This is a genomic window from Stakelama marina (assembly GCF_018122655.1).
Classification (GTDB): Bacteria; Pseudomonadota; Alphaproteobacteria; order Sphingomonadales; family Sphingomonadaceae; genus Sphingomonas; species Sphingomonas marina.
The window spans coordinates 607,125-632,319 of sequence record NZ_JAGRQC010000001.1 but is presented as its reverse complement, the minus strand read 5'-3'; the positions used below and the strand labels follow the sequence as shown (position 1 = coordinate 632,319).

Sequence of the window (25,195 nt, the reverse complement as noted above, 5' to 3'; positions counted from 1 at the left end):
TTCTGCGATTTCGGCCATTATTCGTCCTGGCCTCCCTGCTTGGTCGGCACGACATCGGGGTCCTTGGGCTTGTCCTTCGGCTGATTGCCGGGATCATCTTTGCCCGCCCCCGTCTGTTCTGGCCTTTCGGTCGTCTTGGGCTCGGTGGCCTTGGGCTCGACCTTGGCGTCGTCGGCCTTTTTCTGTTCCTCGGCCGTCACCGGCGACGGAGCGCCCTTTGCCTCGGGCTCTGCACCACCCGCCTTTTCATCGCCGGGGAGCACATATTTCGCACCCTCCCAAGGGCTCATGAAGTCGAAGGTGCGGAAGTCCTGCGCCAGCTCGACCGGTTCATAGACCACGCGCTTCGCCTCTTCCGAATAGCGCAGCTCGACATAGCCCGTCAGCGGGAAGTCCTTGCGCTGCGGATGCCCGCGAAAGCCATAGTCGGTCAGGATACGGCGCAGATCGGGATTGCCGTCGAACAGCACGCCGTACATGTCGTACACCTCGCGCTCCAGCCAGCCCGCGACCGGCCAGATACCCGTCACCGACGGCACCGGCCTTTCCTCATCGGTGCGCACATGGACGTGAAGCCGGTGATTGCGCGTCAGGCTGAGCAGGCAATAGACCACCTCGAACCGCTCATCGCGCTCGGGATAATCGACGCCAGCAATTTCCATCAGCTGCTGATATTCCAGCCCCGGCGTATCGCGCAGCGCGACCATCGTATCGACCAGCCCATCGCGCGTGACGTGCAACTGCACCTCGCCCACGCGCTCGACCGCGTCGAACAGCCGATTACCAAGCGCGGAGCGCGCCGTCTCGATCACGCCGTCATTATCGGCAAATTTAGGTGCGGGCGCCCTCATCGTTCGATCGTCCCTGCACGACGAATCTTCCGCTGCAACTGCATCACGCCATAGAGCAGAGCCTCGGCAGTCGGCGGGCAGCCCGGCACATAGATATCAACCGGCACGATGCGGTCGCATCCGCGCACCACCGAATAGCTGTAATGGTAATAGCCGCCGCCATTGGCGCAGCTGCCCATCGAGATGACGTATTTCGGTTCCGACATCTGGTCGTACACCCGGCGCAGCGCGGGCGCCATCTTGTTGCACAGCGTGCCGGCAACGATCATCACGTCCGACTGGCGCGGCGAAGCGCGCGGCGCGGCGCCGAACCGCTCCATGTCATAGCGCGGCATGTTGACGTGGATCATCTCCACCGCGCAGCAGGCAAGGCCGAACGTCATCCACCACAGCGAGCCGGTACGCGCCCATTGAAACAATTCTTCGGTTGATGTGACAAGGAAACCCTTGTCGGTCAGTTCGCCGTTCAGATCGTTGAAAAACTGCTGATCGGGCAGCTTCCCTTCGGGCGGAGCCGTAAGTTCTACTCCCACTCCAACGCTCCCACTTTCCATGCATAGGCAAGACCCAGCGCAAGCTCGGCGATGAACACCATCATCGAGATCCAGGCCGTCCAGCCGATATCAAATACGCTCACCGCCCACGGATAGATGAACGCCGCCTCCAGGTCGAAAACGATGAAGAGGATCGCCACCAGGTAAAAGCGCACGTCGAACTGGTTGCGCGGGTCCTCGAACGCCGGAAAGCCGCACTCATATTCGGTGAGCTTTTCCGGATAGGGCTTGTGCGCGCCCGTCAGGCGACCGACGATCATCGGCAGCACGACGAACGCGATCGAAAGCGCCAGGGCCACCCCCAGAAACAGGAGGATCGGCAGATATTGCGAAAGGTCGACCAAATGTCATCTCGCGGTTGCGGAAACTTGGGGCGCTTCTAGGACGCTCCCCCCGCTCCCGCAAGGCCCGGAACCGATGAAAATTGCTCGCAATTGCGGGGCGGCGATCACCCGTTCCTCGCGAGACGCGCATACACGGTGGCACCAAATCCGCCGCTGATACGTTCATCGCCACGATAATGCCGAAAATGCCATCCATTACGGCAACTTCACCGGAGGGCCGCCCGGCCTGTCGACCGACTTTCGTGAGGGGTTCCAGATGATTAAGGCCGCGATTCTGGCGGGCGCCGCTATGTCGCTCCTGTGCCAACCGGTCACCGCGCTCGCCGCCGCCCGGGGACAGAACACGGCGGTCGCCCGGCCCGTTCGCGAACCGAGGAACATCACCGCCGATCCCAACAAGATCGCGGAGATTCTGCGGGCCTATGGGTTCAAGCCGCAGATCAGCCAGTCCTCGAACGGCGATCCCTATATCGCCATCGCCAATTCGGGCACGCGCTTCCTGATCTTCTTCAACAACTGCGTCGAGGGCCAGAACTGCACGACGATCCAGTTCTATGCCGGCTTTTCAACCGATACGCCGCCGCCGTGGAAGCTGATCAACCAGTGGAATCGCGACAATCGATTCGCCAAGGCCTATATCGACGATGAAAACGATCCGCGCCTCGAAATGGACATGAACCTGAACGAGGGCGGGATCGCGCGCAGCAATTTCGTCAGCAATTTCCTGATCTGGCTACGCCTGCTGAACGCCTTCAAGACGCATATCGGCTGGGAGAAATAAGGCCCCGTCGCCTTGATCAGCGGTTGCGCAGTGCCCCCGCGACAAGCTTGTGCAGCTTGGAATGCAGCGTGTCGTTGGCTGCGAGGAACTCGCTGCGCTCCATCGCGCGGTCGGCACCGCGAAAATCGGTGACGAAGCCGCCTGCTTCGCGGACGAGCAGCAGCCCCGCCGCGACATCCCACGGCTTCAGGTCGCTTTCCCAGAACCCGTCATACCGACCGGCCGCCACCCAGGCGAGATCGAGCGCCGCCGATCCGAACCGGCGAATCCCCGCAACCTCGGGAGCAACCGCGCCGAAAATCCGGCTCCACTGCGCAAAATTTCCATGGCCGAGGAACGGGATGCCGGTCGCGATCAGCGCCTCGTCGAGATTGCGACGCGACGATACGCGCAGCCGCCCGTCGTGCAGCCATGCACCCCTCCCCTTTTCGGCCCAGAAGCTTTCGTCGGTCAGCGGCTGATAGACGAGCGCGGTCGTGATTTCGGGCTTGCCCTGGCTGCCGTGCGGGTCTTCCACCGCGATCGAGATCGCGAAATGCGGGATGCCGTGGAGAAAGTTTGTCGTGCCGTCGAGCGGATCGACGATCCAGCGCGGCTTGTCGGGATCGCCTTCGATCTCACCGCCCTCTTCGAGCAGAAAGCCCCAATCGGGACGCGCTTTCTTGAGTTCGTCGTACAGCGTGCGCTCGGCGCGCTGATCGGCCATCGACACGAAGTCGGCCGGCCCCTTGCGGCTGACCTGCAGGTGCTGAACCTCGTTGAAGTCGCGGCGAAGGCGCGGCGCAGCCTTGCGCGCAGCGCGCTCCATGACGGTTAGAAGGCCGGAATGGGCAACCACAACAATCTCTCCTGCCGCTTGCGGGAGGGGCCGGGGGTGGGCTCCCGGTCGACCGCAAACGGTGGCATTCGCAACTCAGCGCGCGCCCACCCCTCGATCCGCTCCCGCCTGCGGGAGGGAAAAATCAGGCTATTCGGCCCGCTTCACATATGCCTGTTCGTACACATCGACGACAACGCGGGTTCCCGCGCTGATGTGCGGCGGAACCATGATGCGCACACCGTTGTCGAGCACGGCGGGCTTGTACGACGACGATGCGGTCTGACCCTTCACGACGGCGTCGGCCTCGACGATCTCGGCCTCGACCTGGTCGGGCAGTTGAACGCTGATCGGCTTTTCCTCGTGCAGTTCCATGACGACATCCATGCCGTCCTGAAGGAACGCCGCTGCGTCGCCCAGAATGTCGGTCGGCAGCGTGATCTGCTCGAACGTGTCCTTGTCCATGAAGGTCAGCATGTCGCCGTCCTGGAACAGGAACTGGAAGTCCTTGGTGTCGAGCCGGACCTTCTCGACCGTCTCGGCCGAACGGAAGCGCACATTGGTCTTGCGGCCGTCGATGAGGTTCTTCATCTCGACCTGCATATAGGCGCCGCCCTTGCCGGGCTGGGTGTGCTGAATCTTGACGGCGCGCCAGATGCCGCCCTCATATTCGATGATGTTGCCGGGACGAATGTCCACGCCGCTGATCTTCATGGGTCTACCCGTTTGGAAAGAGCATTATGACGGCTCACGACAAGCCGTCTCGTGCGCGGCCCTTTAAGGGCTCTACCCGCGAAGGGCAATCCCGCGATGGCGGTTGCGACCGACCACCATCGGTCCGCGACCGGGACACCGGCGATACGGAGATCAGTCAGCTCGGGCCTGTCGTCCCGACAAGCAGCGGATAAGGGTCGACCGGGGTTCCTTGCCACCAGCCATCCTTCGGCCCCATGCGCGACACCGCAAAATGCAGATGGTAGTTGCCGACCCCAGCGTTGCCGCTATCGCCGACGCTCGCGATCCACTCGCCCGCCTTCACCTTCTGGCCCTCGTGCAGTCCGGGCGCATATCGGTCGAGATGGGCATAATAATAGGTCGTCTTGCCATCGGATGAGCGCTCATAGATCGTGATCCCGCCGCCGCCTTCGCTGAAATAGAGCTTCTCGATCGTTCCCGGTGCCGCGGCCACGACCGGAGCCCCTTGCGGCGCCATGATGTCGAGCCCTTCATGCGTGCGCCCGCCTTCCCCGCGGGGGTCTCCGAAATTGGGTTTCAACGCGCTGCGCGAAACGTCGGCTACCGGGACGGTAAGCAGATCGGGCTTGGCGGCCAGCGTAGCGGGCTGATCAACCCGATCGGGCGTGCCGAAGGTCATCAGCCGCTCGCTCGCCGGTGTAGCGGCCTCCGTAGGCGCCGGCGCGACGGAGATCACGCGTGTAGTCGCGGCGAAAAGCGCCACGACAACCAGCATGAGCGAGACCATCACCCATCCAAAGCGTGACAGCATCACGCCGCTTCACGCCTGATCAGGGCCAGACAGGCGACAGGGAAAACGGGCGCAAGGCCCGCCAAATCAGGCAATTGGTTTCGCACGAACGTCCTTTCAGCAGTCGAAGCTACCGGAGAAGAACGATTTTTCGCCGAACTGTTTCCCGGTCGCGGCCTCAGCCCCGGTCGAGCAGCTTTGCGAAGGCGCGCACCGCCGTGGCCTCGTCGCCATTCCAGACGCTTCCGCACACCGCCAGAAAATCTGCCCCCGCCTCGATCAGCGGCGCGGCATTGTCCGGCGTGATCCCGCCGATCGCGACGCAGGGAAGCTCGAACAGCGTGGTCCACCAGGAGAGGATCGAGGGATCGGGCCTATGGCTCACCTCCTTGGTGATGGTCGGATAGAAGCTTCCGAACGCGACATAGTCGGCCCCAGCCTCGCCCGCCTCCATCGCGAGGTGGCGGCTGTCATGGCACGTAACCCCGATCTGTACATCGGGGCCGAGGATGCTCCGCGCCTCGCGCGGGTCGCCGTCGTTCTGGCCGAGATGCACGCCGTCGGCGCCGAGCCGCTTGGCCAGGCTGACACTGTCGTTGACGATAAAGGCAACGTCATAGTCGGAGCAAAGCGCCTGAAGAGGCTCGGCCGCACGCGCCGCGGCATGCTGGTCGATGTCCTTCACGCGGTACTGAAACGCCGCAACCGGCCCCGAATCCAGCGCGCGTGCCAATCGCTCGACGAAATCGCCCGACACATCGAGCGGGGAAATCAGGTAGAGCTGGCAGGGATCACGATCTTCGCGTTCAAAGCTGTCGGCAAAGCCGGGGTCGAGTTCGTCTGTCATTCGTCGCCAACGATCATCAAGGCAAATCCGTCCCATTTTTTTGCGCCGACCGTCTGCACCGCCGTTGCGTCGAGGCGCGGCTCGGCAGCAATCGCTTCGAACAGCCGCCGCGTACCCACGATCCGGGAGTCGCTGCTGTCGCCGTCGAGGACTCCGCCTTCACGAACAACGTTATCGACCACGATCACCGTACCCGGCCGCGATAGCGCCACTGCCGCACGCAGATAGTCGGCATTGTTTTCCTTGTCAGCGTCGAGAAACACGAAATCGAACGGTGCTTCGTCGTTCTCCAGCATGTCCTTCAGCGCTTCAAGCGCCGGGCCGACGCGAACCGTCACCCGGTCCGCGACCCCGGCACGTTCGAGATTGCCGGCCGCGACCGCGGCATGATGCGGATCGATCTCCAGCGTCACGACGCGACCTCCATCGGGCACCGCGCGCGCCAGCCAGACGGTCGAATAGCCGCCCAGCGTCCCGATCTCGAGGATGCGCCTCGCGCCCGACATCCGCGCCAGCAGATGCAGCATCTTGCCCTGCGCCGGCGACACGTCGATCGCTGGCAGCCCCGCCCGGACATTGGCCTCCAGCGCATCGTCGAGCGCACCGTCGCGCGCGATCAGATGTTCCTCGATATACGTATCGACCGCGCGCCAGTCGTTGTCGGCCAAGGATTTATTCCTCGTTCTTGTAAATCCGGATGATCCTGTCGAGCATCGCCAGCGCTTCGTCGCGCGGCCGCTGGAAGGTGTTGCGACCGATGATCGAGCCGTTGCCACCGCCGTCGCGAATATCGCGCGCGTCCTGATATACGGCGTCCGAACCCTTTGCCGCGCCGCCCGAGAACACGACGATCCGGCGCCCGTTGAAACAGCTCTTTACGACATGCGCCACGCGCTTAGCCTGGGTCGAGGCGTCGAAATTCTCATACGCCTTCTGCGCTTCCTTCTGCTCGATATGGTCGGTCGGCAGCTTCACCTTGATGACGTGCGCTCCGAGCAGCGCCGCCATGTGCGCGGCATAGGCGCCGACGTCGAGCGCGAGTTCACCCGCCTTGGAAAGCTCGCCACCGCGCGGGTAGGACCAGATCACGGTGGCCAGTCCCACCGACTTCGCCTCCAGCGACAGTTCACGGATTTCCTCGGCCATGTCGAAGAAATGCTCCGACCCCGGATAGACGGTGAAACCGATCGCCGAACAGCCGAGGCGCAGCGCATCGTCGACGCTGCCGGTCACCGCCTGATCGCGCTCGGTCGCCCAGCTGTTGGCGCTGTTCAGCTTCAGGATCGTCGGTATCTGCCCCGCGAAAGTGTCGGCGCCCGCTTCGAGCATGCCGAGCGGCGCCGCATAGGCCGAAAGCCCGGCATCGATCGCCAGCTGATAATGGTAATGCGGGTCATAGGCCGGTTCGTTTACGGAGAAGCTGCGCGCCGGGCCATGCTCGAACCCCTGATCGACGGGCAGGATGACCATCTTGCCCGTCCCGCCGAGCCTGCCCTGCATCAACATGCGCGCCAGGTTCGCCTTCGTCCCCGGGCAATCCGATTCATATTTGTCGAGAATGGCCTTAACAGTCGGCGTCATCAGTTCTTCCCCGTCGGCTATGGTTATGCATTCGTATGTGGTCCGCCTGATAGCCAGCCACCCTGTATGCTGCAACGAAGATTGCGGCGCAGTCACTTGCGCTATGCGCTTCGGCTTCCTCTATGGGGTGCGATGCACGCGCCCTCTCCATCGCAACCGCCCGCCCAGCGCAACCTTTCCAAAGGCCTGACGCTGCTCCTCGCCATCGCGTGCGGCGCGCTGGTTGCAAATCTCTATTATGCGCAGACGCTGATCGACACGATCGGGCCGGAGGTCGGCCTTTCGCCTCAAATCGCGGGCTCGATCACCACGCTGACGCAGCTCGGCTACGGCGCGGGTCTCGCACTGTTCGTCCCCCTTGGCGACCTGTTCGAGAACAAGCGGCTGGCGCTCGTGACGACGTTCGGCGCGATCCTCGGCAGCGTCGGCATAGCACTTTCGGGCGGCCCGGCGATCTTCCTCGCTGCATCGCTGGTTACCGGCGTCTGCGCGACGGGCGCGCAGGTTCTGCTACCGCTGGCGTCGCACCTTGCGACCGAGGAGCGCCAGGGACGCGTTATCGGCACGATCATGAGCGGATTGCTGTTCGGGATCATGCTCGCCCGGCCCGCGGCCAGCTTTCTCGCCCACCTTCTTGGTTGGCGGTCGATCTTCTACGTATCGGCGGCGCTGATGACCGCAATCTGGCTCGCGCTCTTCGTTTACTGTCCCGAACGGCGGCCGGAGGGCAAGCTGGGCTATGGTCAGATACTGGCGTCGGTTGCCGGGCAGCTCCGGCAGTATCGAGCGCTTCGCCTGCGCGCATTCTACCAGGCGATGCTGTTCGCGGCGTTCAATTTGTTCTGGACGGCGGCACCGCTTGAACTGCTCCACAATTTCGATTTCAGCCAGGAACAGGTCGCCTGGTTCGCGCTCGCCGGAGCAGGTGGCGCGCTGGCCGCGCCGCTCGCCGGCAGCCTGGCCGATCGCGGGCTGATGTGGTGGACGTCGCTCGGCGCGCTGTTGATGCTGACGCTATCGTTCGTCGGCGCAGACTTTGCGGCCGCCGCAACCAGCGTAATCGCCTTCGCGGTTACCGCGGTGCTGATCGATGCGGCCGTGCAGCTCAACCAGATCACGGGGCAGAAGATCATCTTCGCGCTGTCCAAAGAAGCGCGTGCCCGCGTCAATGCAGCCTATATGACCGTCATGTTCGTATTCGGCGCCAGCGGATCGCTGATCGGTTCGGCCACCTTCGAAAGCGGTGGCTGGACGCTAAGCGCGCTCACCGGCGCCGCGATGGGTGGCATCACGCTGATCGTGTTCATCTTTTTTGATCGCGGTGCCAGCGCCACAACAAACAGCGCTGGGGGCAACTCGCCCGCTTGACGCCCGCCCCGTCAGGCGGCACGACCTGTTTGGGGGGGGATATCATGAAACGCAGACTGGTTATCGCATTTGCCATGCTTAGCCTGGGCGCGTCGCTCAGTCCGGCAGTTGCCGAATCGCCCGAACTCAATCAGCCCGCACCCGATTTCAAACTATATCTGGTTGACGGAACGAAGGTTCGCTTAAGCGATCTTCGCGGTCAGGTCGTCGTGCTCAACTTCTGGGCGACCTGGTGTGCGCCCTGCCGCGAGGAACTGCCGTTGCTTGACCGATATTACCGAGTTCAGAAAGCGCATGGCCTGAAGGTTTTTGCGATCACGACGCAGGACTCGGTGCCGCTTTACAGGATGCGAAAGCTTTTCGCCGCGATGGCGATACCTGCGGTTCGCAGGGTATCCGGCCCCTATCACGACCTCGGTGCGGTTCCGACCAACTACGTCATCGGACGAGCAGGCCTGATCCGCTATGCGAAGGCCGGGGCGTTCGATCTCGACACGCTTAACAGCATCTTGGTTCCGCTGCTCAACGAGCCTGCCCCCGAAGGCACCCCCCTGAATTAAGAAGCAAGCGCCGCGACGCCGGGCAGGTCCTTGCCTTCCATCCATTCTAGGAACGCGCCGCCCGCGGTCGAGACGAAGCTGAATTCGTCCGCAACGCCCGCCTGATTGAGCGCGGCGACGGTATCGCCGCCACCGGCGACCGACACGAGCTGACCTTCCTTGGTCAGCGCCGCCGCCGTCTTGGCGAGCGTTACCGTCGCGACGTCGAACGGCGGTGTCTCGAACGCGCCCAGCGGACCGTTCCACACCAGCGTCTTACACGTCTTGAGTGCATCGGCCAGCGCCTCGGTCGCCGCCGGACCGATGTCGAGGATCATCTCGTCCGCCGCAACCTCGTGCACGTTCACAGTGCGCGTTTCGGGGTTGGGCTTGAATTCCTTTGCCACCACCACGTCATAGGGCAGGTGCACGGTGCAGCCCGCGCTGTCGGCGGCGTCCATGATCGCCTCGGCAGTGTCGGTCAGGTCGTGCTCGCACAGGCTCTTGCCGACATCGACGCCGCGCGCGGCGAGGAAGGTGTTGGCCATGCCCCCACCGATGATCAGATGATCGACCTTGCCGACCAGATGCTTGAGCACGTCGAGCTTGGTCGAAACCTTGGCCCCGCCGACGACCGCAGCCACAGGATGCTCGGGATTGCCCAGCGCCTTGTCGAGCGCGTCGAGTTCGGCCTGCATCGCACGCCCGGCAAAGGCGGGCAAACGGTGTGCGAGCCCCTCGGTAGAGGCATGCGCACGGTGCGCCGCCGAAAAGGCGTCGTTGACGTAGAAGTCGCCGAGCTTGGCCATGGCATCGGCAAGCGCGGGATCGTTCTTTTCCTCGCCGGCATGGAATCGCGTATTCTCGAGGATCGCGATATCGCCCTCGCCCATCGTCGCGACCGCGTCCTGCGCGCCTTCACCGACGCAATCGTCGATGAACCGCACCGGGCGGCCAAGCACCTGCTCATAGGGCTTGGTCACCAGCGCCAGCGACATCTCCGGCTTGCGCTCGCCCTTGGGCCGACCGAAATGCGCGAGCAGCAGCACGATCGCGCCCTTGTCGGCAAGCTCGGTAACCGTCGGGATCGTCGCCTTCAGCCGCGTGGCGTCGCTCACCTTGCCATCGGCCATCGGCACGTTGAGGTCTTCGCGAACGAGCACGCGCTTGCCGCGCACATCGCCCATGTCATCCAGCGTCTTGAAGCTGCGCATCCTGTTCGATCCTTATCCTGTCGCCGACCGCGATACGGCCGGGCGTGATCACCTTGGCGAGCGCGCCGCCGCGCCAGTCGGGCGTCAACGCCGCCTTCAGCCCCGGCGCCACTTCTTCCATTCGGCTGCACGGGTCGCATTCCTGCGTGATTTCGAGGACGAGCGTGTCGCCGATGCGGACCCGCGTTCCCGGCATCTGCGGCAGGTCGAAATCCGCGACCAGCAGATTGGCCCGCCGGTTCCACCAGTCGAGGCTATGACCAAGTTCGGCCATCGCCGCATCCCAGTCACCCGCCTCGATCAGCGACACCTGACGCCGACCCTTGCCACCCGGCTTCACGCTGCCGCGAAAGTCGCCGGCAAGCCCGCCCTCCACGCTGACCTCGATCGCGTCGAGCGTCTCCATGGGCCCGCGCGGACGACCATGGCGGGCAATGCCGGCGAGCTCACCGTTCATATGCAACGTCCCTCCGTTCGCTTCGAACGTATTCGAGAAGTGCCGCTGCACAGACCGCGGCCATGTGTCTCGACGTCGCTCGACACGAACGGGGGTGGGTCATTCTACGCTCAGCCGAGCTTCGCCATCGCGCCGGCGGTGTCGACCATGCGGTTCGAGAAGCCCCATTCATTGTCGTACCAGCTCACGACGCGCACAAGCTTGCCGTCGAGCACCGCGGTTTCGAGGCTGTCGACCGTCGATGAAGCCGGCGTGTGGACGAGGTCGATCGATACCAGCGGCTCGTCGGTATAGGCGAGCACACCCGCCAACGGACCGCTTTCCGCCGCCTTTTTCAGGATCGCGTTGACCTCGTCCTTGGTCACGTCGCGCTTCGGCGTGAAGGTCAGGTCGATAAGGCTGCCATCGGGAACCGGCACGCGCACGGCCGATCCGTCGAGCTTGCCCTTCAGCTCGGGAAGCACCTCGCCCACCGCGCGCGCAGCGCCCGTCGTGGTCGGGATCATCGACATACCCGCGGCACGCGCGCGGCGCAGGTCCTTGTGGATCTGGTCGAGAATCTTCTGATCGTTGGTGTAGGCGTGGATCGTCGTCATCAGGCCACGCTCGATGCCGATCTCGTCGTTGAGCACCTTGGCGACGGGGGCAAGGCAGTTGGTCGTGCACGACGCGTTCGACACGATCTTGTGATCGTTGGTCAGCTTGTCGTGGTTGACGCCGTACACCACCGTCAGGTCAACATTCTTGGCGGGCGCGGAAATCAGCACCTTCTTCGCACCGGCATCGATATGCTTCTGCGCGCTGTCGCGGTCGGTGAAGAAGCCGGTGCATTCGAGCACCAGATCGACGCCGTTATCCTTGTGCGGCAGGTTGGCCGGGTCGCGCTCGGCGGTAACGTGGATCTTCTTGCCGTCGATGACGATGTCGTTGCCGTCGACTTCCACCTTGCCCGGATAGCGGCCATGGACCGAATCGCGTTCGAACAGCCAGGCGTTGGACTTGGCGTCGGCGAGATCGTTGATCGTCACCAGTTCGAGCCCGCAATCCGGACGCTCCAGGATCGCGCGTGCTACCAGGCGACCGATGCGCCCGAACCCGTTGATCGCAACCTTCGTCATCTGTCCAAATCTCCTGTCTGGATGTTAGCCGAGCGTCGAGACGATCTTCGCCTCGATCGCGCCCGCGGTAAGTTCGAAATGGTCGTACAGCCGCGCACCCGGCCCGGAAGCGCCGAAACGGTCGAGCCCGAACCGCAGCCCGTTCACCATGGTGTAGCGTTCCCAGCCCATCGTCGTTCCCGCCTCGATCGATACACGCAGGATTTTCTCGGGCGCGACATTGGGCAGGATATCGTCACGATAATCCTGCGGTTGGGCATCGAAGCGCGACCAGCACGGCATGGACACCACATCGGCACCGATACCGCGTGCTTCAAGTTTTTCGCGAACCTCGACGGCGGTTTCGACTTCCGAACCGCTGGCGATCAGGATCACGCGGCGCTCGGCCTCCGCCGCCTTCAGCCGGTACGCGCCGCGTGCGCAACGATTTTCCTCCGCTTCCGCGCGAAGCTGCGGGAGGTTCTGGCGTGAGAGTGCGAGCAGCGACGGCCCGTCCTTGCGCGACACCGCCAGCTCCCAGCATTCCGCCGTCTCGACGGTATCGGCGGGGCGATAGGTATCGAGATTGGGAATGACGCGCAGGCTCATCATGTGCTCGATGGGCTGGTGCGTCGGGCCGTCTTCACCCAGTCCGATCGAATCGTGCGTCATCACATAGACGACACGCGCGCGCTGCAGCGCCGAAAGCCGGATCGCCGGACGCGCATAATCGGAAAAGACGAGGAAGGTGCCGCCATAGGGGATGACACCGCCGTGCAGCGCCATGCCGTTCATCGCCGCGGCCATGCCGAACTCGCGAATGCCGTAATAGACATAGCGGCCGCCGTAATCGTCGCGGTCGAACGTGCCGAGCCCCTTGGTCAGCGTGTTGTTCGACCCCGTCAGGTCGGCCGACCCGCCGACCGTTTCGGGCAGCGCGGCGTTGATTGCCTCAAGCGCCATCTCGGACGCCTTGCGCGTCGCCACCGTCTTCGGCTCGCCGAGCAGCCTGGTGACATGATCCCTGACCGAAAAACCCTGCGGCAGATCGCCGGCCATGCGGCGTTCGAATTCTTCGCGCTGGTCGCTATTTGCGAGGCGTTCCTGCCATTTTGCGTGAGGCGCAGCACGGCTCTTTCCGTTCTGCAGCCAGACCTCGCGAATGTCGCCCGGAACCTCGAACGGCGGATAATCCCAGCCGAGTTCCTTGCGCGCCGCTGCGACCTCTTCATCGCCAAGCGGCGAACCGTGCGTCTTGGCCGTACCCTGCTTGTTGGGCGCACCCTTGCCGATGATCGTGCGGCAACGGACGAGCGTCGGCCGGTCGTCCTTCACCGCCGCATCCATCGCCCGCGAAATATCGGCGAAACTATGCCCGTCGCATTCGACGACGTGCCAGCCGGTCGCTTCGTATCGCGCGGGAATATCCTCGCTGGTCGACAAACCGGTATCACCGTCGATGGTGATCTTGTTGTCGTCCCACAGCACGATCAGCCGGCCCAGCTTCAGATGCCCGGCAAGCCCGATCGCCTCGTGATTGATGCCTTCCATCAGGCATCCGTCGCCGGCGATCACCCAGGTGCGGTGATCGACCAGGTCATCGCCGAACTCGGCATTCAGGTGCCGCTCGGCCATCGCCATGCCGACCGCCATCGCCAGCCCCTGCCCCAGCGGCCCGGTCGTGCATTCGACACCCGGCAGTTCGAAATTTTCCGGGTGGCCCGCGCACGGGCTGCCGACCTGACGAAAATTCTTGATGTCTTCGATCGTCGGACGCGCATAGCCGGTCAGATGGAGCAACGAATAGAGCAGCATCGACCCATGCCCCGCCGACAGCACGAAGCGGTCGCGGTCGGCCCATTTGGGTTCCGCCGGATCATATTTCAGATACCGGGTGAACAGCACCGTCGCGACGTCTGCCATGCCCATCGGCATGCCCGGATGGCCCGAATTCGCGGCCTGAACCGCATCCATCGAAAGGGCTCTGATCGCGTTGGCGAGGTCGGTGTCGGTAACGGGCATCGCGCTCTCCGGAAACGGCGTGACAATGGGCGCGCCGGACGAAGCGGAGTCTGCACCGGCGAATCGTTGGTTGCCACGCCTTTGGGGCGACGACCCGCCTTCGTCAACCGGCGACCGGTGCTTGCCGCCCGCCCGCGCCCGGCTTATCCATGCTGCATGGCCGATGACAGTTCAGACGCAACCATGGATCGCATCGAGAAGGCATTGGCGCGCATAGAAAAGGCCGCCGCCGCCCGGGCCTTCGCCGCGGACTCGATCGCGCGCCGACACGCCAAGCTGCGCGCGCGGATGGAAGAGGCGGTGCAGGCGCTCGACGAATTGATCGAGCGTCAGGATGGCAAGGGGGCGGACGAATAATGGCCGAAGTCACGCTGAACGTCGCCGGTCGCGCCCATACCGTCGCCTGCCGCGACGGAGAGGAACCGCAACTTCGCGAACTGGCGGCGATGCTCGACAACCATGCCGACACCGCCATCAAGGCGTCGGGCGGCCTTTCGGCCGAACGCACCATGCTCATCATCGCGCTGATGCTGGCCGACGAACTGGCAGAGGCGCGGCGCAACCCGCCAAAGGGCGTTCCCGATTCGACGCTCGATCGCATCGCGGACCGACTCGAAGCAGTTGCCAGCGCCCTTGAGGACGAAACCGCAAGCTCCTAAATATCCTCATGGCGGGCACTGCCTGGTACGAGCTTTAGCGATTATCCCTGAGGCGATAGAAACATCCAAGGGAGCTGTCCCTGTTCGGGCCCTGGCCCGATGCACACGGCGCCCACCTGACGTTACTGGCGTCAGAGGATATTCGAGCAAACGGCCTCAAGGTGGTCCCGCCACATGACTTTTCCCCACGATCACAAGCAAGCCCTGCGGGCGAAGATGCGCGCCGAACGCGATCGGTTCGCGGCGTCGAACCAGATGGTCATCATGCCTCCGCGCGCCTTGCTCACCCGGCTGAAACCGGGCCTGATCGTTGCGTCCTACCATCCGATCGGGGCGGAGGCCGATCCTTCCCACCTCCACATGGCGGCGCATGACGCAGGCGCCCGCCTGGCGCTGCCCCATGTCACCGGCAAGGCGACACCGATGCGCTTCCTCGCCTGGCATCCCGACCACGATCTGGCCGAGGGTCCGTTTGGCCTGCGGCAACCGCTGGGCGATGAGGAACTTGCCCCCGACATCATCCTGACGCCGTTGATCGCCTTTGACCGCGATCTGAACCGGCTGGGCCAGGGGGCGGGACATTACGACCGGGCATTCGCCCAATATCCCCGGGCATGGCGGCTGGGCGTCGCATGGTCGGTACAGCAAACCGATTCGCTTCCCAGCGATTCGTGGGACATACCGCTCCACGCGATCGTCACCGAACGCGCTTATCTGGAAAAGGAAGATTGATGCAGCCGACCTGGCGCAAACCAGCGGGAATGTTGATGATCCTGGCGCTGATCGCGCTCTGGGTCGTGCTTATCGCCAGCTTCTCGGCAGGAATCGGCTCGCTTCCCGGGATCGTGCAACTGCTCGTTTATATCGTCACCGGGATGATCTGGATCGCACCGCTGAAGCCGTTGCTTCGCTGGATGGAAACCGGGCGCTGGAAAGCCTGAGCGACGTCGCTCGAAACCTTTCGCCAAATCCGTGCGGTGAGGAAAATTCACCAGCAGAAAATGGCGCGAGTGACGGGACTTGAACCCGCGACCTCCGGCGTGACAGGCCGGCGCTCTAACCAACTGAGCTACACCCGCGTGCTAGCGAGGAGGCGGCTGTTAGAGGAGCGATTCCGGGGTGTCAACCGGATTGCGCACCATTTTCGCCGGAAGTTTTTTCCGGCGGCGCCGGATCGTGGACCAGCGTGCCGTGTTCGAACAGGAAACCGGCGATGTCGGGCTTGCCCGCGGCCTCCAGAATCGTCTGGATGATGATGAGCAGCGGCACCGCCAGCAGCGCGCCGGGGGTCCCCCACACCCAGCCCCAGAAGCTGAGCGAGATGAGAATCAGGATCGGATTGATCGTCAGTCGGTGACCGACGATGGTCGGGGTGATGATGTTCGCCTCGATCAGATGCGCGCCGATCATGATAAGCGCCGGCAACAGCGCCCACCACAAATCATTATAGGTCATCAGACCGCCGACGGCGAGCAGCAGCGCGGCGACGATCGGACCCAGATAAGGGATATAGTTGAACACCGCGACCAGACCGCCCCACATCAGCGGCGTCGGCATCCCGACCAGCCACAGCGCAAGCGCCACGCTCAGCCCCAGCGAGATGTTGATGACGGTGATCGTGCCGAGATAGGCCGAGGTGTCATCGACCACGTCCTGAATAACGCGCGCGGTGGCCATCGCTCCGTCGAAACTTGTCCGGCTCGTGATCGCGCTCCGCCGCAGCCGGGTCCAGCCGGACAGGAAGAAGAAGATGACGAGGATCGAAAAGAACATCTCGATCAGCGCCGACGGCGCGGACGTCGTGAACAGGTCCATCAGCGACTGCGGCGGCGCGGCGGTCGACACGACCTCGCGCTGATTCACCGGCGCCGAGGCGAGGTTCTGGATCAGCCGGTTCACGAAATGCTCGAGATTCGAATAGAAATCGATCAGTGGCGCGACGTTGCGCTGAATCTGGTCGATCCGGTCGGGCAGGATCTGCGCCCAGCCCCAGGCGGGGACGACAATCGACGCCAGCGCCGCGTTGGCGAGGATCAGAAACAGAAGCACGCATATCAGCGATGCGAAGGGTGCCGGCATCCGGTGCCGCTCGAGCCATTCGAGGACCGGCACCAGCGCGATGGCGACGACGATCGCCGCCGTCAGCGGAAGAAAGAATTCGGACCCGGCCTGCAGCGCAAAGGGAATGGCGAGCAGCAGGCCGATCGTCGCGACCAGCGTCAGCCCCGCGAGCAGACGGTCGCGGCGAAGCTCTTCGGCGGCAACCGCATCGCGCAGCATCCGTTCGCGTTCGGCGACGTCATCGTCGACCGGCGATGCGTTGCTAACCTCGGCTTCTCCGATGCCCGACTGATCGTTCAATCTTTTCCCTTTCGACCTGCAAGGCCACTCTAACGCGAACGGGCGCGCTTGTAATCAGGTCAGCGCCCAATCTCGATCAATGCTTTCGCGCGCCGCAAGCGTTGCCCGGCACCGGCACAGGCTCTAGCGTGCCCACCATGTCGCAATATATTCTGGTCCTCGACGAAGGGACGACCTCGACCCGCGCGATGCTGTTCGATCAGGGCGGCGCCTGCCATGGCAGCCGCTCCGCCGAGCTGACGCAGCATTATCCCGAGCCCGGCCGTGTCGAACATGACGCCGCCGAAATCTGGAACCGGACTTTCGCCTGTGCGCAGGCGATGGTCGAAAAGGCCGGCGGGCCGGAGCGTATTGCCGCGATCGGCATCACCAACCAGCGCGAAACGATTATCTTCTGGGACCGCGTCACGGGAGAACCGCTCGCTCCCGCCATCGTCTGGCAGGACCGCCGCACCGCCGCCTTCTGCCGCAAGCTCCGCCAGTCGGGCGAGGAGAGCGCGGTCCAGGCGCGCACCGGCCTGCTGCTCGACCCGTATTTTTCAGGCTCGAAGATTTCGTGGGCGATGCACAATCTGCCCGAGGTCGCCGAAGCAGGCGACCGTCTCGCCATCGGCACCGTCGAGAGCTGGCTGATATGGAAGCTCACCGGCGGCCTGCACGTCACCGACGCGACCAACGCATCGCGCACGCTGATGATGGCACTGGGCAGTGGCAGCTGGGACGACGGCCTGATCGACCTGTTCTCCGCACCGCGCGATGCCTTGCCGGAGATCATCGACTGTGCCGGGCAGTTCGGCACGACCACCCTTTTCGGCGGCGAAATCCCGATCTGCGGACTTGCGGGCGATCAACAGGCGGCGACGATCGGACAGGCCTGCCTCGAAAAAGGCGAGAGCAAGGGTACCTATGGCACGGGCGCCTTCGTCCTCACCAATGCGGGCAGCACGCCGCCCAAGTCGCGCAAGCGCCTGCTCTCGACGGTCGCCTGGCAGATCGGCGGCAAACGCACCTATGCGCTCGAGGGATCGATCTTCGTCGCGGGCAGCCTGATCCAGTGGCTACGCGATTCGGTGGGACTGATCGGAACGGCCGCCGAAACCGAGGAAATCGCGCGCAGCGTCACCGACAATGGCGGCGTCTATTGCGTGCCGGCGCTGAGCGGCATCGGCGCTCCGCACTGGCAACCGGACGCGCGCGCCGCGATTTCGGGCATGAGCTTTTCGACCGGGCGTGCGCACATCGTCCGTGCCGCGCTTGAGGCGATGGCGCATCAGACGGTCGATCTGAAGACTGCCTTTGCCGCCGACGGCGCCGACTGGTCGCGGCTCAGGATCGACGGCGGCATGGTCGCCAACGACTGGATGGCGCAGGACCTCGCCAACATGCTCGCGATCACTGTCGAGCGCCCGCAATTTGCCGAGACCACGGCGCTGGGCGCAGCGATGCTCGCAGGCGTGGGCTGCGGATGGTTCGAAGACCTCCACGCTGCCGCCGCGATGCGCGGAGCCGTCGACGAGTTCGAACCGACGATTGCCAAGACCGTGCGCCAGAAACGGCTCGACGGCTGGCAGCACGCCGTAGAAAGCGTGCTCGGCGCCGCGCACGACTAAGATGCTGGCCGGAACCGCTCCCGGCTAAGCCGCCTGCTCCGACGGGAACAAGGTCTTCAGCTCGCGCTTCAATATCTTGCCATTGGCGTTGCGCGGCAGCGTTTCGTCGGTGAAGCGCACCGCCACCGGAACCTTGAACGCCGCCAGACGCTCGCGCACCCAGTCCTGAAGCTCGGCCTCGGTCGCTGTCATTCCGGGCGCGAGGTGCACGACCGCCGCCGGTTCCTCGCCCAGCGTGCGGTGCGGAATACCGATCAGCGCGGCATCGGTGACCGCCGGATGCGAATAGAGTACGTCTTCGACTTCCGACGAATAGATGTTCTCGCCGCCACGGATGACGATGTCCTTGGCGCGATCGACGATGAAGCAGAAGCCCTCCTCGTCGAGCCGCGCAAGGTCGCCGGTGCGCACCCATCCATCGACGAAGGTTGCAGTCGTCGCCTCGGGCTTGTTCCAATAGCCCTTCACGATCATTGGCCCCTTCGCCCACAGCTCGCCGACCTGCCCTACGGCCAGTTCGCGTTCGCCGTCTTCGGACATGATCTTCAGGTCGGCGACCGGCACCGGCGGGCCACAACTTGTCGGGCGGTTGAGATAATCCTCCGCACCGTGGCTCGTCACCGTCGCCATCGTCTCGGTCATGCCCCAGCCATTGCCGGGAAGCGCACCGAATTCGGTATAGATGCGCTTGACCAGTTCGGGTGCGGCGGGCGCGCCGCCATAGGCGATGTTCTCAAGGCTCGACAGGTCGTATTTGTCGCGATCGGGGTGTTCGAGCAGCTGCCACGCGATCGTCGGCACGCCGCCCGTCATCGCGACCTTTTCGCGCTCGATGATCTCCATCGCCTTTACGGGATCCCATTTGTACATGAAGACCATCGCCGATCCGCTGGCGATCGTCGTCATCATTCCCGCACTGCATGCCGTCACATGGAAAAGCGGAATGACAAGCAACGAGGTGCGCGGTTCGGGCTCGGGCGGCTGTTCGCCGCGGCGCAGATAGGATCGCGCTGCCGAATATCCGCCCGAAAATATGTTGGTGACGATGTTGCGGTGCGTGCCCAGCGCGCCTTTCGGATTGCCGGTCGTGCCGCTGGTATAGAAAATCGTCGCATCGTCATCGGGCGCGATCTCGGCGGACGGAAACGCGATGTCAGACAGATTGGCCCAGGTTTTCGCGCCCCCGATCAGCTCCTCGAAATGGCCGAACTTGCCGTCCAGTTCGGCATCGGTGCGACTGACGAAAACACGCTCGAGCTTCGTCATATTGGGATAATGTTCGGCCAGCCGCCCATGCCTGCCGCCGTCGAGGAACAGGATTTTCGCGCCCGAGTCGTTGATGCCATATTCGAGCTCGCCGCCCGTCCACCAGGCGTTCAGCGGAACGATGATCGCGCCGATGCTGGTCGCGGCGAAGAAGATCACCGGCCATTCGGGCAGGTTGCGCATGGCAAGACCGACGCGGTCGCCCTTCCCCACCCCCATCTCGCGCAGTTTGGTCGCAAGATGCGCGACCGCGCGGTAGTTCGCTTCGTAGGTGACGCGTTCATCCTCATAGATGGTGAACAGCCGCGCCCCATGGCCGCGCGAGAGCTGGATCAGCGCCCCAAGCGAGGGCGGCGCATTCTTCCACACGCGCGTCGGCACGCCCCGAATGGTCGCCATATCCATTTCGAAACGCTGGCCGGGTGCGCACAGCATGTCCTGTATTTCAGCCAGGCTGAGCTTGGGCCAGGACGGGTCGAGTTCGATCAGGGGTTCGGTGGCCAAGGCGTCCTCTCTTCGCGGTCTTGAATGTTGGGTTTGCTCGGGCAACCCGTTTTCACGAACGTTAGTGTTGATTCAGGCAGCGCTCAAGGCAATAGATAATGCGCAGAAAAGATGATCGCGGCAAAACGCGATTCGAACCGGAGGTATGGAGGCCTGATGAAAATCGCACGCGCAGACAAGCATGGCTTTGACGCCAGTCGATTGGCGCGGATCGATGACTTCCTGAAAGAGCGCTATATCGACTCGGGCAAGCTGCCGAACGCGCAGTTGCTGATCGCGCGCGACGGCCAGCCGGTACATTTTTCACATCAGGGCGCCGCGCGCGAAGGCGGCAAGACGATCGACGAGGGCTCGCTGTTCCGCATCGCGTCGATGACCAAGCCGATCACGTCGATCGCATTCATGACGCTGGTCGAACAGGGCAAGGTCGCGGTCGATACGCCGGTCCATCACGTCCTTCCCGAATTCAAGGGCGTCGGCGTCTATGACGGCGGTGGCGGCGGCGTTCCCTTCGTCACCCGGCCGACCGCGCAGCCGATGCGGATGGTCGATCTGCTCCGCCACACCTCCGGCCTCACCTACAGTTTCCAGAACCGTTCGAACATCGACGCCGCGATGCGCGAGGGCAAGCTGGAGAATTGGCATGGCGGGCTGACGCTCGACGAATTCGTCGCCGCGGTCGCCAAGCTGCCGCTCGAATTCTCGCCGGGTGATGCATGGAATTATTCGGTATCGACCGACATTCTCGGCGCCGTCGTCCAGCGCGTCTCCGGTCAGCCATTCGACGCGTTTCTGGCCGAAAATATCTTTCGGCCGCTCGGCATGAACGACACCTTCTTCCAGGTGCCGGAAGGCAAGCTCGACCGATTGACCGACTGCTACACACTCGCGCCCGGCAAGGGGCGCGAGATGTACGATCGCGGCGAATCCTCGGCATGGTCGCGCAAGCCGAAGCTCGTCTCCGGCGGCGGCGGGCTCGTCTCGACGGCGCTCGACTATCACCGTTTCTGCACGATGTGCCTCAATGGTGGTGAACTCGACGGCGTCCGCATCGTTGGTCGCAAGACGATCGACCTGATGACGATGAACCATCTGCCGGGCGAATCGGACCTGTCGAGCATGTCCAAATCGCTGTTCAGCGAAGCCGCCAATGCCGGAACCGGGTTCGGCCTCGGCTTCGCGGTGACCGACGATGTCGCGAAATCGATGATCCCCGGATCGAAGGGCGAATATTATTGGGGCGGAATGTTTTCGACGGCGTTCTTCATCGACCCCGTCGAGCGGCTGCACATGGTCTTCATGACCCAGGTCAGCCCGTCGAACACCTACCCCATCCGCCGCGAACTGAAGACGCTGATCTATTCGGCGCTGACTTGAAATTTTTGCCCGTCATCCCGGACTTGGTCCGGGATCCAGAGCGGCGGGCGCAACACAGATCGGCTCTGCATTCCGGCGTTCGCCGGAATGACGGAGCAGCAAAGGAGAACAACACATGACATCCCCCATCCGCACCGAACGCCACGGCGACGTGCTCGTCATCATTTCGGACAATCCTCCCGTCAACGCGCTCGGCGCCGCGGTCCGCCAAGGCCTTGAGGCCGGGATCAAGGAAGCGCAGGGCGACAGCGCGGTGAAGGCGGTCGTCATCCGCTGCGACGGCAAGACCTTCTTCGCCGGCGCCGACATCACCGAATTTGGCAAGCCGATGCAGGAACCGGCCCTGCCCGTCCTCGTCGACATGATCGAAGCCTGCGACAAGCCCGTCGTTGCCGCGATCCACGGCACCGCGCTCGGTGGCGGCTGCGAGGTTGCGCTCGGCTGCCACTACCGCATCGCCGTCCCCTCGGCGAAGCTCGGCTTCCCCGAAGTGAAGCTCGGCCTGCTTCCCGGTGCCGGCGGCACGCAGCGCGCACCGCGCATCGCGGGCGTCCCGCTCGCGCTGGAAATGACCGCGAAGGGCAATCCGATCTCGGCCAAGAAGGCGAAGGACGCCGGGCTGGTCGACCGCCTCGCCGGTGAGGACAGCCTTGTCGAGGACGCTCTCGCCTTCGCAAACGAGATGATCGGCAAGACGCCACTGCCGCGCGCGAGCATGATGGACGCCAAGCCCGATCCGCAGGCGGTCGAAGAGTTCAAGAAGAAGAACGCCCGCCGCTTCCGCGGTTTCGACGCGCCCGCCGCCAACATCGCCTGCGTCGTCAAGGCGACCGAGGTACCGTTTGAAGAAGGCATCCAGTTCGAACGCCAGGAATTCATGAAGCTGATGATGGGCGTCCAGTCGGCGGCGCAGCGCCATATCTTCTTCGCCGAGCGCAAGGCGGCCAAGATCGACGACGTGCCCGATGACATCCAGAAGCGCGACATCAAGCGCGTCGGCGTCATCGGCGCCGGCACGATGGGCGGCGGCATCAGCATGAACTTCCTGTCGGCGGGCATTCCGGTGACCATCGTCGAGATGAACCAGGAAGCGCTCGATCGCGGCACGGGCGTCATGCGCAAGAATTACGAAAATACCGCTGCCAAGGGCCGGATCACGCAGGATCAGGTTGAGCAGGCGATGGGGCTACTCAATCCCACGCTCGACTTCGACGCGCTCGGCGAATGCGACCTCATCATCGAGGCGGTCTATGAGAATATGGACGTGAAGAAGGATATCTTCGGCCGGCTCGACAAGATCGCCAAGAAGGGCGCGATCCTCGCGTCGAATACCAGCTATCTCGACATCAACGAGATCGCCGCCAGCACCTCGCGGCCCGAGGATGTCCTGGGCATGCACTTCTTCTCGCCCGCAAACGTCATGAAGCTGCTCGAGGTCGTGCGCGGCGACAAGACCGCGAAGGACGTCCTGGCGACCGTCATGGCGCTCGCCAAGAAGATTCGGAAGGTCGCGGTCGTCGCCGGCGTCTGCCACGGCTTTATCGGCAACCGAATGCTGATGCCGCGTCAGGTCGAGGCGCAAAAGCTCCTCATGGAAGGCGCGACGCCTGAACAGATCGACAAGGTCCATGTCGAATTCGGCATGCCGATGGGGCCGTTCCAGATGTCCGACCTCGCCGGCGTCGATATCGGCTGGCACCGCGACGAGAGCCGCATCGAAAGCATCCGCGACGCGCTGTGCGCCGAGGGCCGCTGGGGCCAGAAGAAGAAGGCGGGCTTCTACGATTACGACGACAAGCGCAATCCGTCGCCGAGCCCGCGCGTTGCCGAGATCATCGAGGATTTCCGCAAAAAAACGGGCGCCGAACAGCATGAGGTGACCGAGCAGGAAATCGTAGAGCGCACGCTCTATCCGATGGTCAACGAGGGCGCGAAGATCCTCGAGGAAGGCAAGGCGCAGCGCGCGTCGGACATCGATGTCGTGTGGATCTACGGCTATGGCTGGCCGGTCTATCGCGGCGGCCCGATGTTCTGGGCGGACACGGTAGGGCTGAAGACCATCGTCGAGGGACTTGAAAAGCACGGCTTCGACGTCGCCCCGCTGCTGAAGCAGAAGGCCGAAAAGGGCGAACGGTTCAACTGATGCCCGACCGGACCGCCTTAGACGTCGCCCAGCAAATCCGCGCCGGCCAGTCAACGGCCGTCGCGGAGTGCGAGGCGGCGATCGCGCGGATCGAGGAGCGCGACGGCGACATCAACGCCGTCGTCATCCGCGATTTCGACCGCGCAAGGGCGCTGGCCGAGGCGGCCGACCGCCGCCTCGCCGCCGGCGACACGGCACCGCTGCTCGGCGTGCCGATGACGGTCAAGGAAAGCTATGACGTCGCCGGGCTCAAGACGAGCTGGGGCTTTGCCGAGCACCGCGACCACGTCGCGAAAAAGGATGCGGTCGCGGTCAAGCGCCTGAAACGCGCCGGCGCCGTCATTCTCGGCAAGACCAATATCCCCGTCGGTCTTGCCGATCTGCAATCGAACAATCCCAATTACGGCCGGACCAACAACCCGCACGATCACAGCCGGACCTGCGGCGGTTCGTCGGGCGGCGCGGCGGCCGCACTCGCAAGCGGAATGGTACCGCTCGAAATGGGCTCGGACATCGGCGGTTCGATCCGTGTGCCTGCGCATTTCTGCGGAGTTTGGGGCCACAAATCGACCTTCGGCATGCTGCCGACCGACGGCCATTTCTTCCCCGGGACGGATGGCGCACGAGCGGTGCTATCGGTGATCGGGCCGATGGCGCGCGATCCCGACGACCTGATCTGCGCGCTCGATATCGTCGGCGACCTGCCCCTCCCCCGCCCGGAACCGCGCGACACCGGCGACTGGCGTATCCTTGTCCTTGCCGACCACCCGAAAGCGGTGACCTCGGACGACACGAGAAAGATGCTCGACGACGTTGCGCACTCCTTCGAACGGCAAGGCGCGACCGTCGCCAGGTCGTCCGATCTCGTTCCCGATCTCGCGCAGCAGCACCGCGACTACATGCATATGCTGAACATCGCGATGACGCGCGGCCAGCCGGTCGGCGACCATCCCAAGCCGACGCTGATCGAATGGTTCGACCTCCAAGACCAGCAGGCGCGCAACCGTCGCCAGTGGAACGCGCTGTTCGAAAAATTCGACGCGGTGATCGCGCCTGTGCTCGGCACCAATGCCTTCCCGCACGACGACACCCCGCTCGCCGATCGCGTTCTGGCGATCGACGGCGAGGAAACGCCGTTCGGCGCGCAATTCGCCTTTCCCGGCCTCGCCACCTTCCCCGGCCTGCCCGCGACGAGCGTGCCGATCACGCGCGATGCCGACGGCCTGCCGATCGGCGCGCAGGTCATCACCGATACCTATCAGGACCATCAGGCGATCGCGGTCGCGCGCCTGGCGGCCTCCCTCATGAGGAGCTGAT

26 protein-coding genes and 1 tRNA gene are annotated in these 25,195 nt (G+C 63.9%); 11 read left to right on the top strand and 16 right to left on the bottom strand.

Annotation, left to right across the window (positions count from 1 at the left end):
* Positions 1-17 precede the first annotated feature (17 nt).
* The 3 genes from J7S20_RS02965 to ndhC are packed head-to-tail and all read right to left on the bottom strand — an operon-like array spanning position 18 to position 1,749.
* Positions 18-851, bottom strand: a complete 834-nt coding sequence (locus J7S20_RS02965) for an NADH-quinone oxidoreductase subunit C (protein WP_284052737.1) — start codon at positions 849-851, stop codon at positions 18-20.
* Complete coding sequence (locus J7S20_RS02960) at positions 848-1,384, bottom strand: NuoB/complex I 20 kDa subunit family protein (RefSeq protein ID WP_430980893.1); 537 nt, start codon at positions 1,382-1,384, stop codon at positions 848-850. Before J7S20_RS02960 ends, J7S20_RS02965 begins: the two co-directional genes overlap by 4 nt.
* Positions 1,375-1,749: an NADH-quinone oxidoreductase subunit A gene (ndhC, locus tag J7S20_RS02955; RefSeq protein ID WP_284052735.1), complete on the bottom strand. Its 375-nt coding sequence runs from the start codon at positions 1,747-1,749 to the stop codon at positions 1,375-1,377. The genes J7S20_RS02960 and ndhC overlap by 10 nt, the downstream gene beginning before the upstream one ends.
* A gap of 256 nt (positions 1,750-2,005) precedes the next feature.
* On the opposite strand from ndhC, the gene J7S20_RS02950 reads away from it, so the two are divergent.
* A complete protein-coding gene (locus tag J7S20_RS02950) occupies positions 2,006-2,530 on the top strand; it encodes a YbjN domain-containing protein (protein WP_284052734.1) in 525 nt (174 codons plus the stop codon).
* Between the two features lie 16 nt (positions 2,531-2,546).
* Here the strand turns inward: J7S20_RS02950 and J7S20_RS02945 are convergent, their stop codons facing one another.
* From J7S20_RS02945 to J7S20_RS02920, 6 genes are all read right to left on the bottom strand, one after another.
* Positions 2,547-3,368 (bottom strand): inositol monophosphatase family protein, encoded by an 822-nt coding sequence (locus tag J7S20_RS02945; RefSeq protein ID WP_284052733.1) that lies wholly within the window; start codon positions 3,366-3,368, stop codon positions 2,547-2,549.
* A 129-nt stretch (positions 3,369-3,497) separates the two neighbouring features.
* Positions 3,498-4,061 carry an elongation factor P gene (gene efp / locus J7S20_RS02940; RefSeq protein WP_284052732.1) on the bottom strand — a complete coding sequence of 188 codons (564 nt, stop codon included), beginning with the start codon at positions 4,059-4,061 and terminating at the stop codon, positions 3,498-3,500.
* Positions 4,062-4,218: 157 nt separating this feature from the next.
* Positions 4,219-4,854 (bottom strand): M23 family metallopeptidase, encoded by a 636-nt coding sequence (locus J7S20_RS02935; protein ID WP_284052731.1) that lies wholly within the window; start codon positions 4,852-4,854, stop codon positions 4,219-4,221.
* Between the two features lie 157 nt (positions 4,855-5,011).
* Complete coding sequence (gene thiE, locus J7S20_RS02930; RefSeq protein WP_284052730.1) at positions 5,012-5,680, bottom strand: thiamine phosphate synthase; 669 nt, start codon at positions 5,678-5,680, stop codon at positions 5,012-5,014.
* On the bottom strand, positions 5,677-6,348 hold the full coding sequence (locus tag J7S20_RS02925) for an O-methyltransferase (protein WP_284052729.1): 672 nt from the start codon (positions 6,346-6,348) through the stop codon (positions 5,677-5,679). The genes thiE and J7S20_RS02925 overlap by 4 nt, the downstream gene beginning before the upstream one ends.
* Positions 6,349-6,352: 4 nt before the next feature.
* Positions 6,353-7,261: a class I fructose-bisphosphate aldolase gene (locus J7S20_RS02920; protein ID WP_284052728.1), complete on the bottom strand. Its 909-nt coding sequence runs from the start codon at positions 7,259-7,261 to the stop codon at positions 6,353-6,355.
* Positions 7,262-7,393: 132 nt separating this feature from the next.
* On the opposite strand from J7S20_RS02920, the gene J7S20_RS02915 reads away from it, so the two are divergent.
* Together J7S20_RS02915 and J7S20_RS02910 are read left to right on the top strand one after the other, a co-directional pair.
* On the top strand, positions 7,394-8,629 hold the full coding sequence (locus tag J7S20_RS02915) for an MFS transporter (protein WP_284052727.1): 1,236 nt from the start codon (positions 7,394-7,396) through the stop codon (positions 8,627-8,629).
* A gap of 44 nt (positions 8,630-8,673) precedes the next feature.
* Positions 8,674-9,189 (top strand): TlpA family protein disulfide reductase, encoded by a 516-nt coding sequence (locus J7S20_RS02910; RefSeq protein WP_430980892.1) that lies wholly within the window; start codon positions 8,674-8,676, stop codon positions 9,187-9,189.
* Here the strand turns inward: J7S20_RS02910 and J7S20_RS02905 are convergent.
* The 4 genes from J7S20_RS02905 to tkt form a co-directional block, all read right to left on the bottom strand.
* A complete protein-coding gene (locus J7S20_RS02905) occupies positions 9,186-10,382 on the bottom strand; it encodes a phosphoglycerate kinase (RefSeq protein ID WP_284052726.1) in 1,197 nt (398 codons plus the stop codon). The genes J7S20_RS02910 and J7S20_RS02905 overlap by 4 nt on opposite strands.
* Positions 10,357-10,839: an MOSC domain-containing protein gene (locus J7S20_RS02900; protein WP_284052725.1), complete on the bottom strand. Its 483-nt coding sequence runs from the start codon at positions 10,837-10,839 to the stop codon at positions 10,357-10,359. Before J7S20_RS02900 ends, J7S20_RS02905 begins: the two co-directional genes overlap by 26 nt.
* Before the next feature lie 110 nt (positions 10,840-10,949).
* The gene (gene gap, locus J7S20_RS02895; protein ID WP_284052724.1) at positions 10,950-11,957 is read right to left on the bottom strand and encodes a type I glyceraldehyde-3-phosphate dehydrogenase; all 1,008 of its coding nucleotides are present in this window, start codon (positions 11,955-11,957) and stop codon (positions 10,950-10,952) included.
* Positions 11,958-11,981: 24 nt separating this feature from the next.
* The gene (tkt, locus tag J7S20_RS02890; RefSeq protein WP_284052723.1) at positions 11,982-13,958 is read right to left on the bottom strand and encodes a transketolase; all 1,977 of its coding nucleotides are present in this window, start codon (positions 13,956-13,958) and stop codon (positions 11,982-11,984) included.
* Between the two features lie 156 nt (positions 13,959-14,114).
* On the opposite strand from tkt, the gene J7S20_RS02885 reads away from it, so the two are divergent.
* The 4 genes from J7S20_RS02885 to J7S20_RS02870 all read left to right on the top strand — a co-directional run bounded on the left by J7S20_RS02885 (position 14,115) and on the right by J7S20_RS02870 (position 15,558).
* Complete coding sequence (locus J7S20_RS02885; RefSeq protein WP_284052722.1) at positions 14,115-14,315, top strand: hypothetical protein; 201 nt, start codon at positions 14,115-14,117, stop codon at positions 14,313-14,315.
* The gene (locus J7S20_RS02880) at positions 14,315-14,617 is read left to right on the top strand and encodes a cell division protein ZapA (RefSeq protein WP_284052721.1); all 303 of its coding nucleotides are present in this window, start codon (positions 14,315-14,317) and stop codon (positions 14,615-14,617) included. Before J7S20_RS02885 ends, J7S20_RS02880 begins: the two co-directional genes overlap by 1 nt.
* 174 nt (positions 14,618-14,791) lie before the next feature.
* Positions 14,792-15,349, top strand: a complete 558-nt coding sequence (locus tag J7S20_RS02875) for a 5-formyltetrahydrofolate cyclo-ligase (protein ID WP_284052720.1) — start codon at positions 14,792-14,794, stop codon at positions 15,347-15,349.
* Positions 15,349-15,558 carry a DUF2842 domain-containing protein gene (locus J7S20_RS02870; protein WP_284052719.1) on the top strand — a complete coding sequence of 70 codons (210 nt, stop codon included), beginning with the start codon at positions 15,349-15,351 and terminating at the stop codon, positions 15,556-15,558. Before J7S20_RS02875 ends, J7S20_RS02870 begins: the two co-directional genes overlap by 1 nt.
* A 61-nt stretch (positions 15,559-15,619) precedes the next feature.
* Here the strand turns inward: J7S20_RS02870 and J7S20_RS02865 are convergent.
* Both J7S20_RS02865 and J7S20_RS02860 read right to left on the bottom strand, forming a co-directional pair.
* Positions 15,620-15,696 (bottom strand) — tRNA-Asp (locus tag J7S20_RS02865).
* 43 nt (positions 15,697-15,739) lie between these two features.
* Positions 15,740-16,897, bottom strand: a complete 1,158-nt coding sequence (locus J7S20_RS02860; protein WP_284053385.1) for an AI-2E family transporter — start codon at positions 16,895-16,897, stop codon at positions 15,740-15,742.
* A gap of 218 nt (positions 16,898-17,115) precedes the next feature.
* Between J7S20_RS02860 and glpK the strand changes: the two genes are divergently transcribed.
* Positions 17,116-18,588: a glycerol kinase GlpK gene (glpK, locus tag J7S20_RS02855; protein WP_284052718.1), complete on the top strand. Its 1,473-nt coding sequence runs from the start codon at positions 17,116-17,118 to the stop codon at positions 18,586-18,588.
* A 24-nt stretch (positions 18,589-18,612) separates the two neighbouring features.
* Here glpK and J7S20_RS02850 read toward each other — a convergent pair whose 3' ends face one another.
* Positions 18,613-20,289: a class I adenylate-forming enzyme family protein gene (locus J7S20_RS02850; protein ID WP_430980912.1), complete on the bottom strand. Its 1,677-nt coding sequence runs from the start codon at positions 20,287-20,289 to the stop codon at positions 18,613-18,615.
* Between the two features lie 225 nt (positions 20,290-20,514).
* Here J7S20_RS02850 and J7S20_RS02845 point away from each other — a divergent pair, with 225 nt between their 5' ends.
* From J7S20_RS02845 to J7S20_RS02835, 3 genes are all read left to right on the top strand, one after another.
* Entirely contained in the window at positions 20,515-21,735 is a 1,221-nt protein-coding gene (locus J7S20_RS02845; protein ID WP_284052716.1) for a serine hydrolase domain-containing protein, read from the top strand.
* Positions 21,736-21,850: 115 nt separating this feature from the next.
* On the top strand, positions 21,851-23,878 hold the full coding sequence (locus J7S20_RS02840; RefSeq protein ID WP_284052715.1) for a 3-hydroxyacyl-CoA dehydrogenase NAD-binding domain-containing protein: 2,028 nt from the start codon (positions 21,851-21,853) through the stop codon (positions 23,876-23,878).
* Positions 23,878-25,194 carry an amidase family protein gene (locus J7S20_RS02835; protein WP_284052714.1) on the top strand — a complete coding sequence of 439 codons (1,317 nt, stop codon included), beginning with the start codon at positions 23,878-23,880 and terminating at the stop codon, positions 25,192-25,194. The genes J7S20_RS02840 and J7S20_RS02835 overlap by 1 nt, the downstream gene beginning before the upstream one ends.
* Position 25,195: the final 1 nt, after the last annotated feature.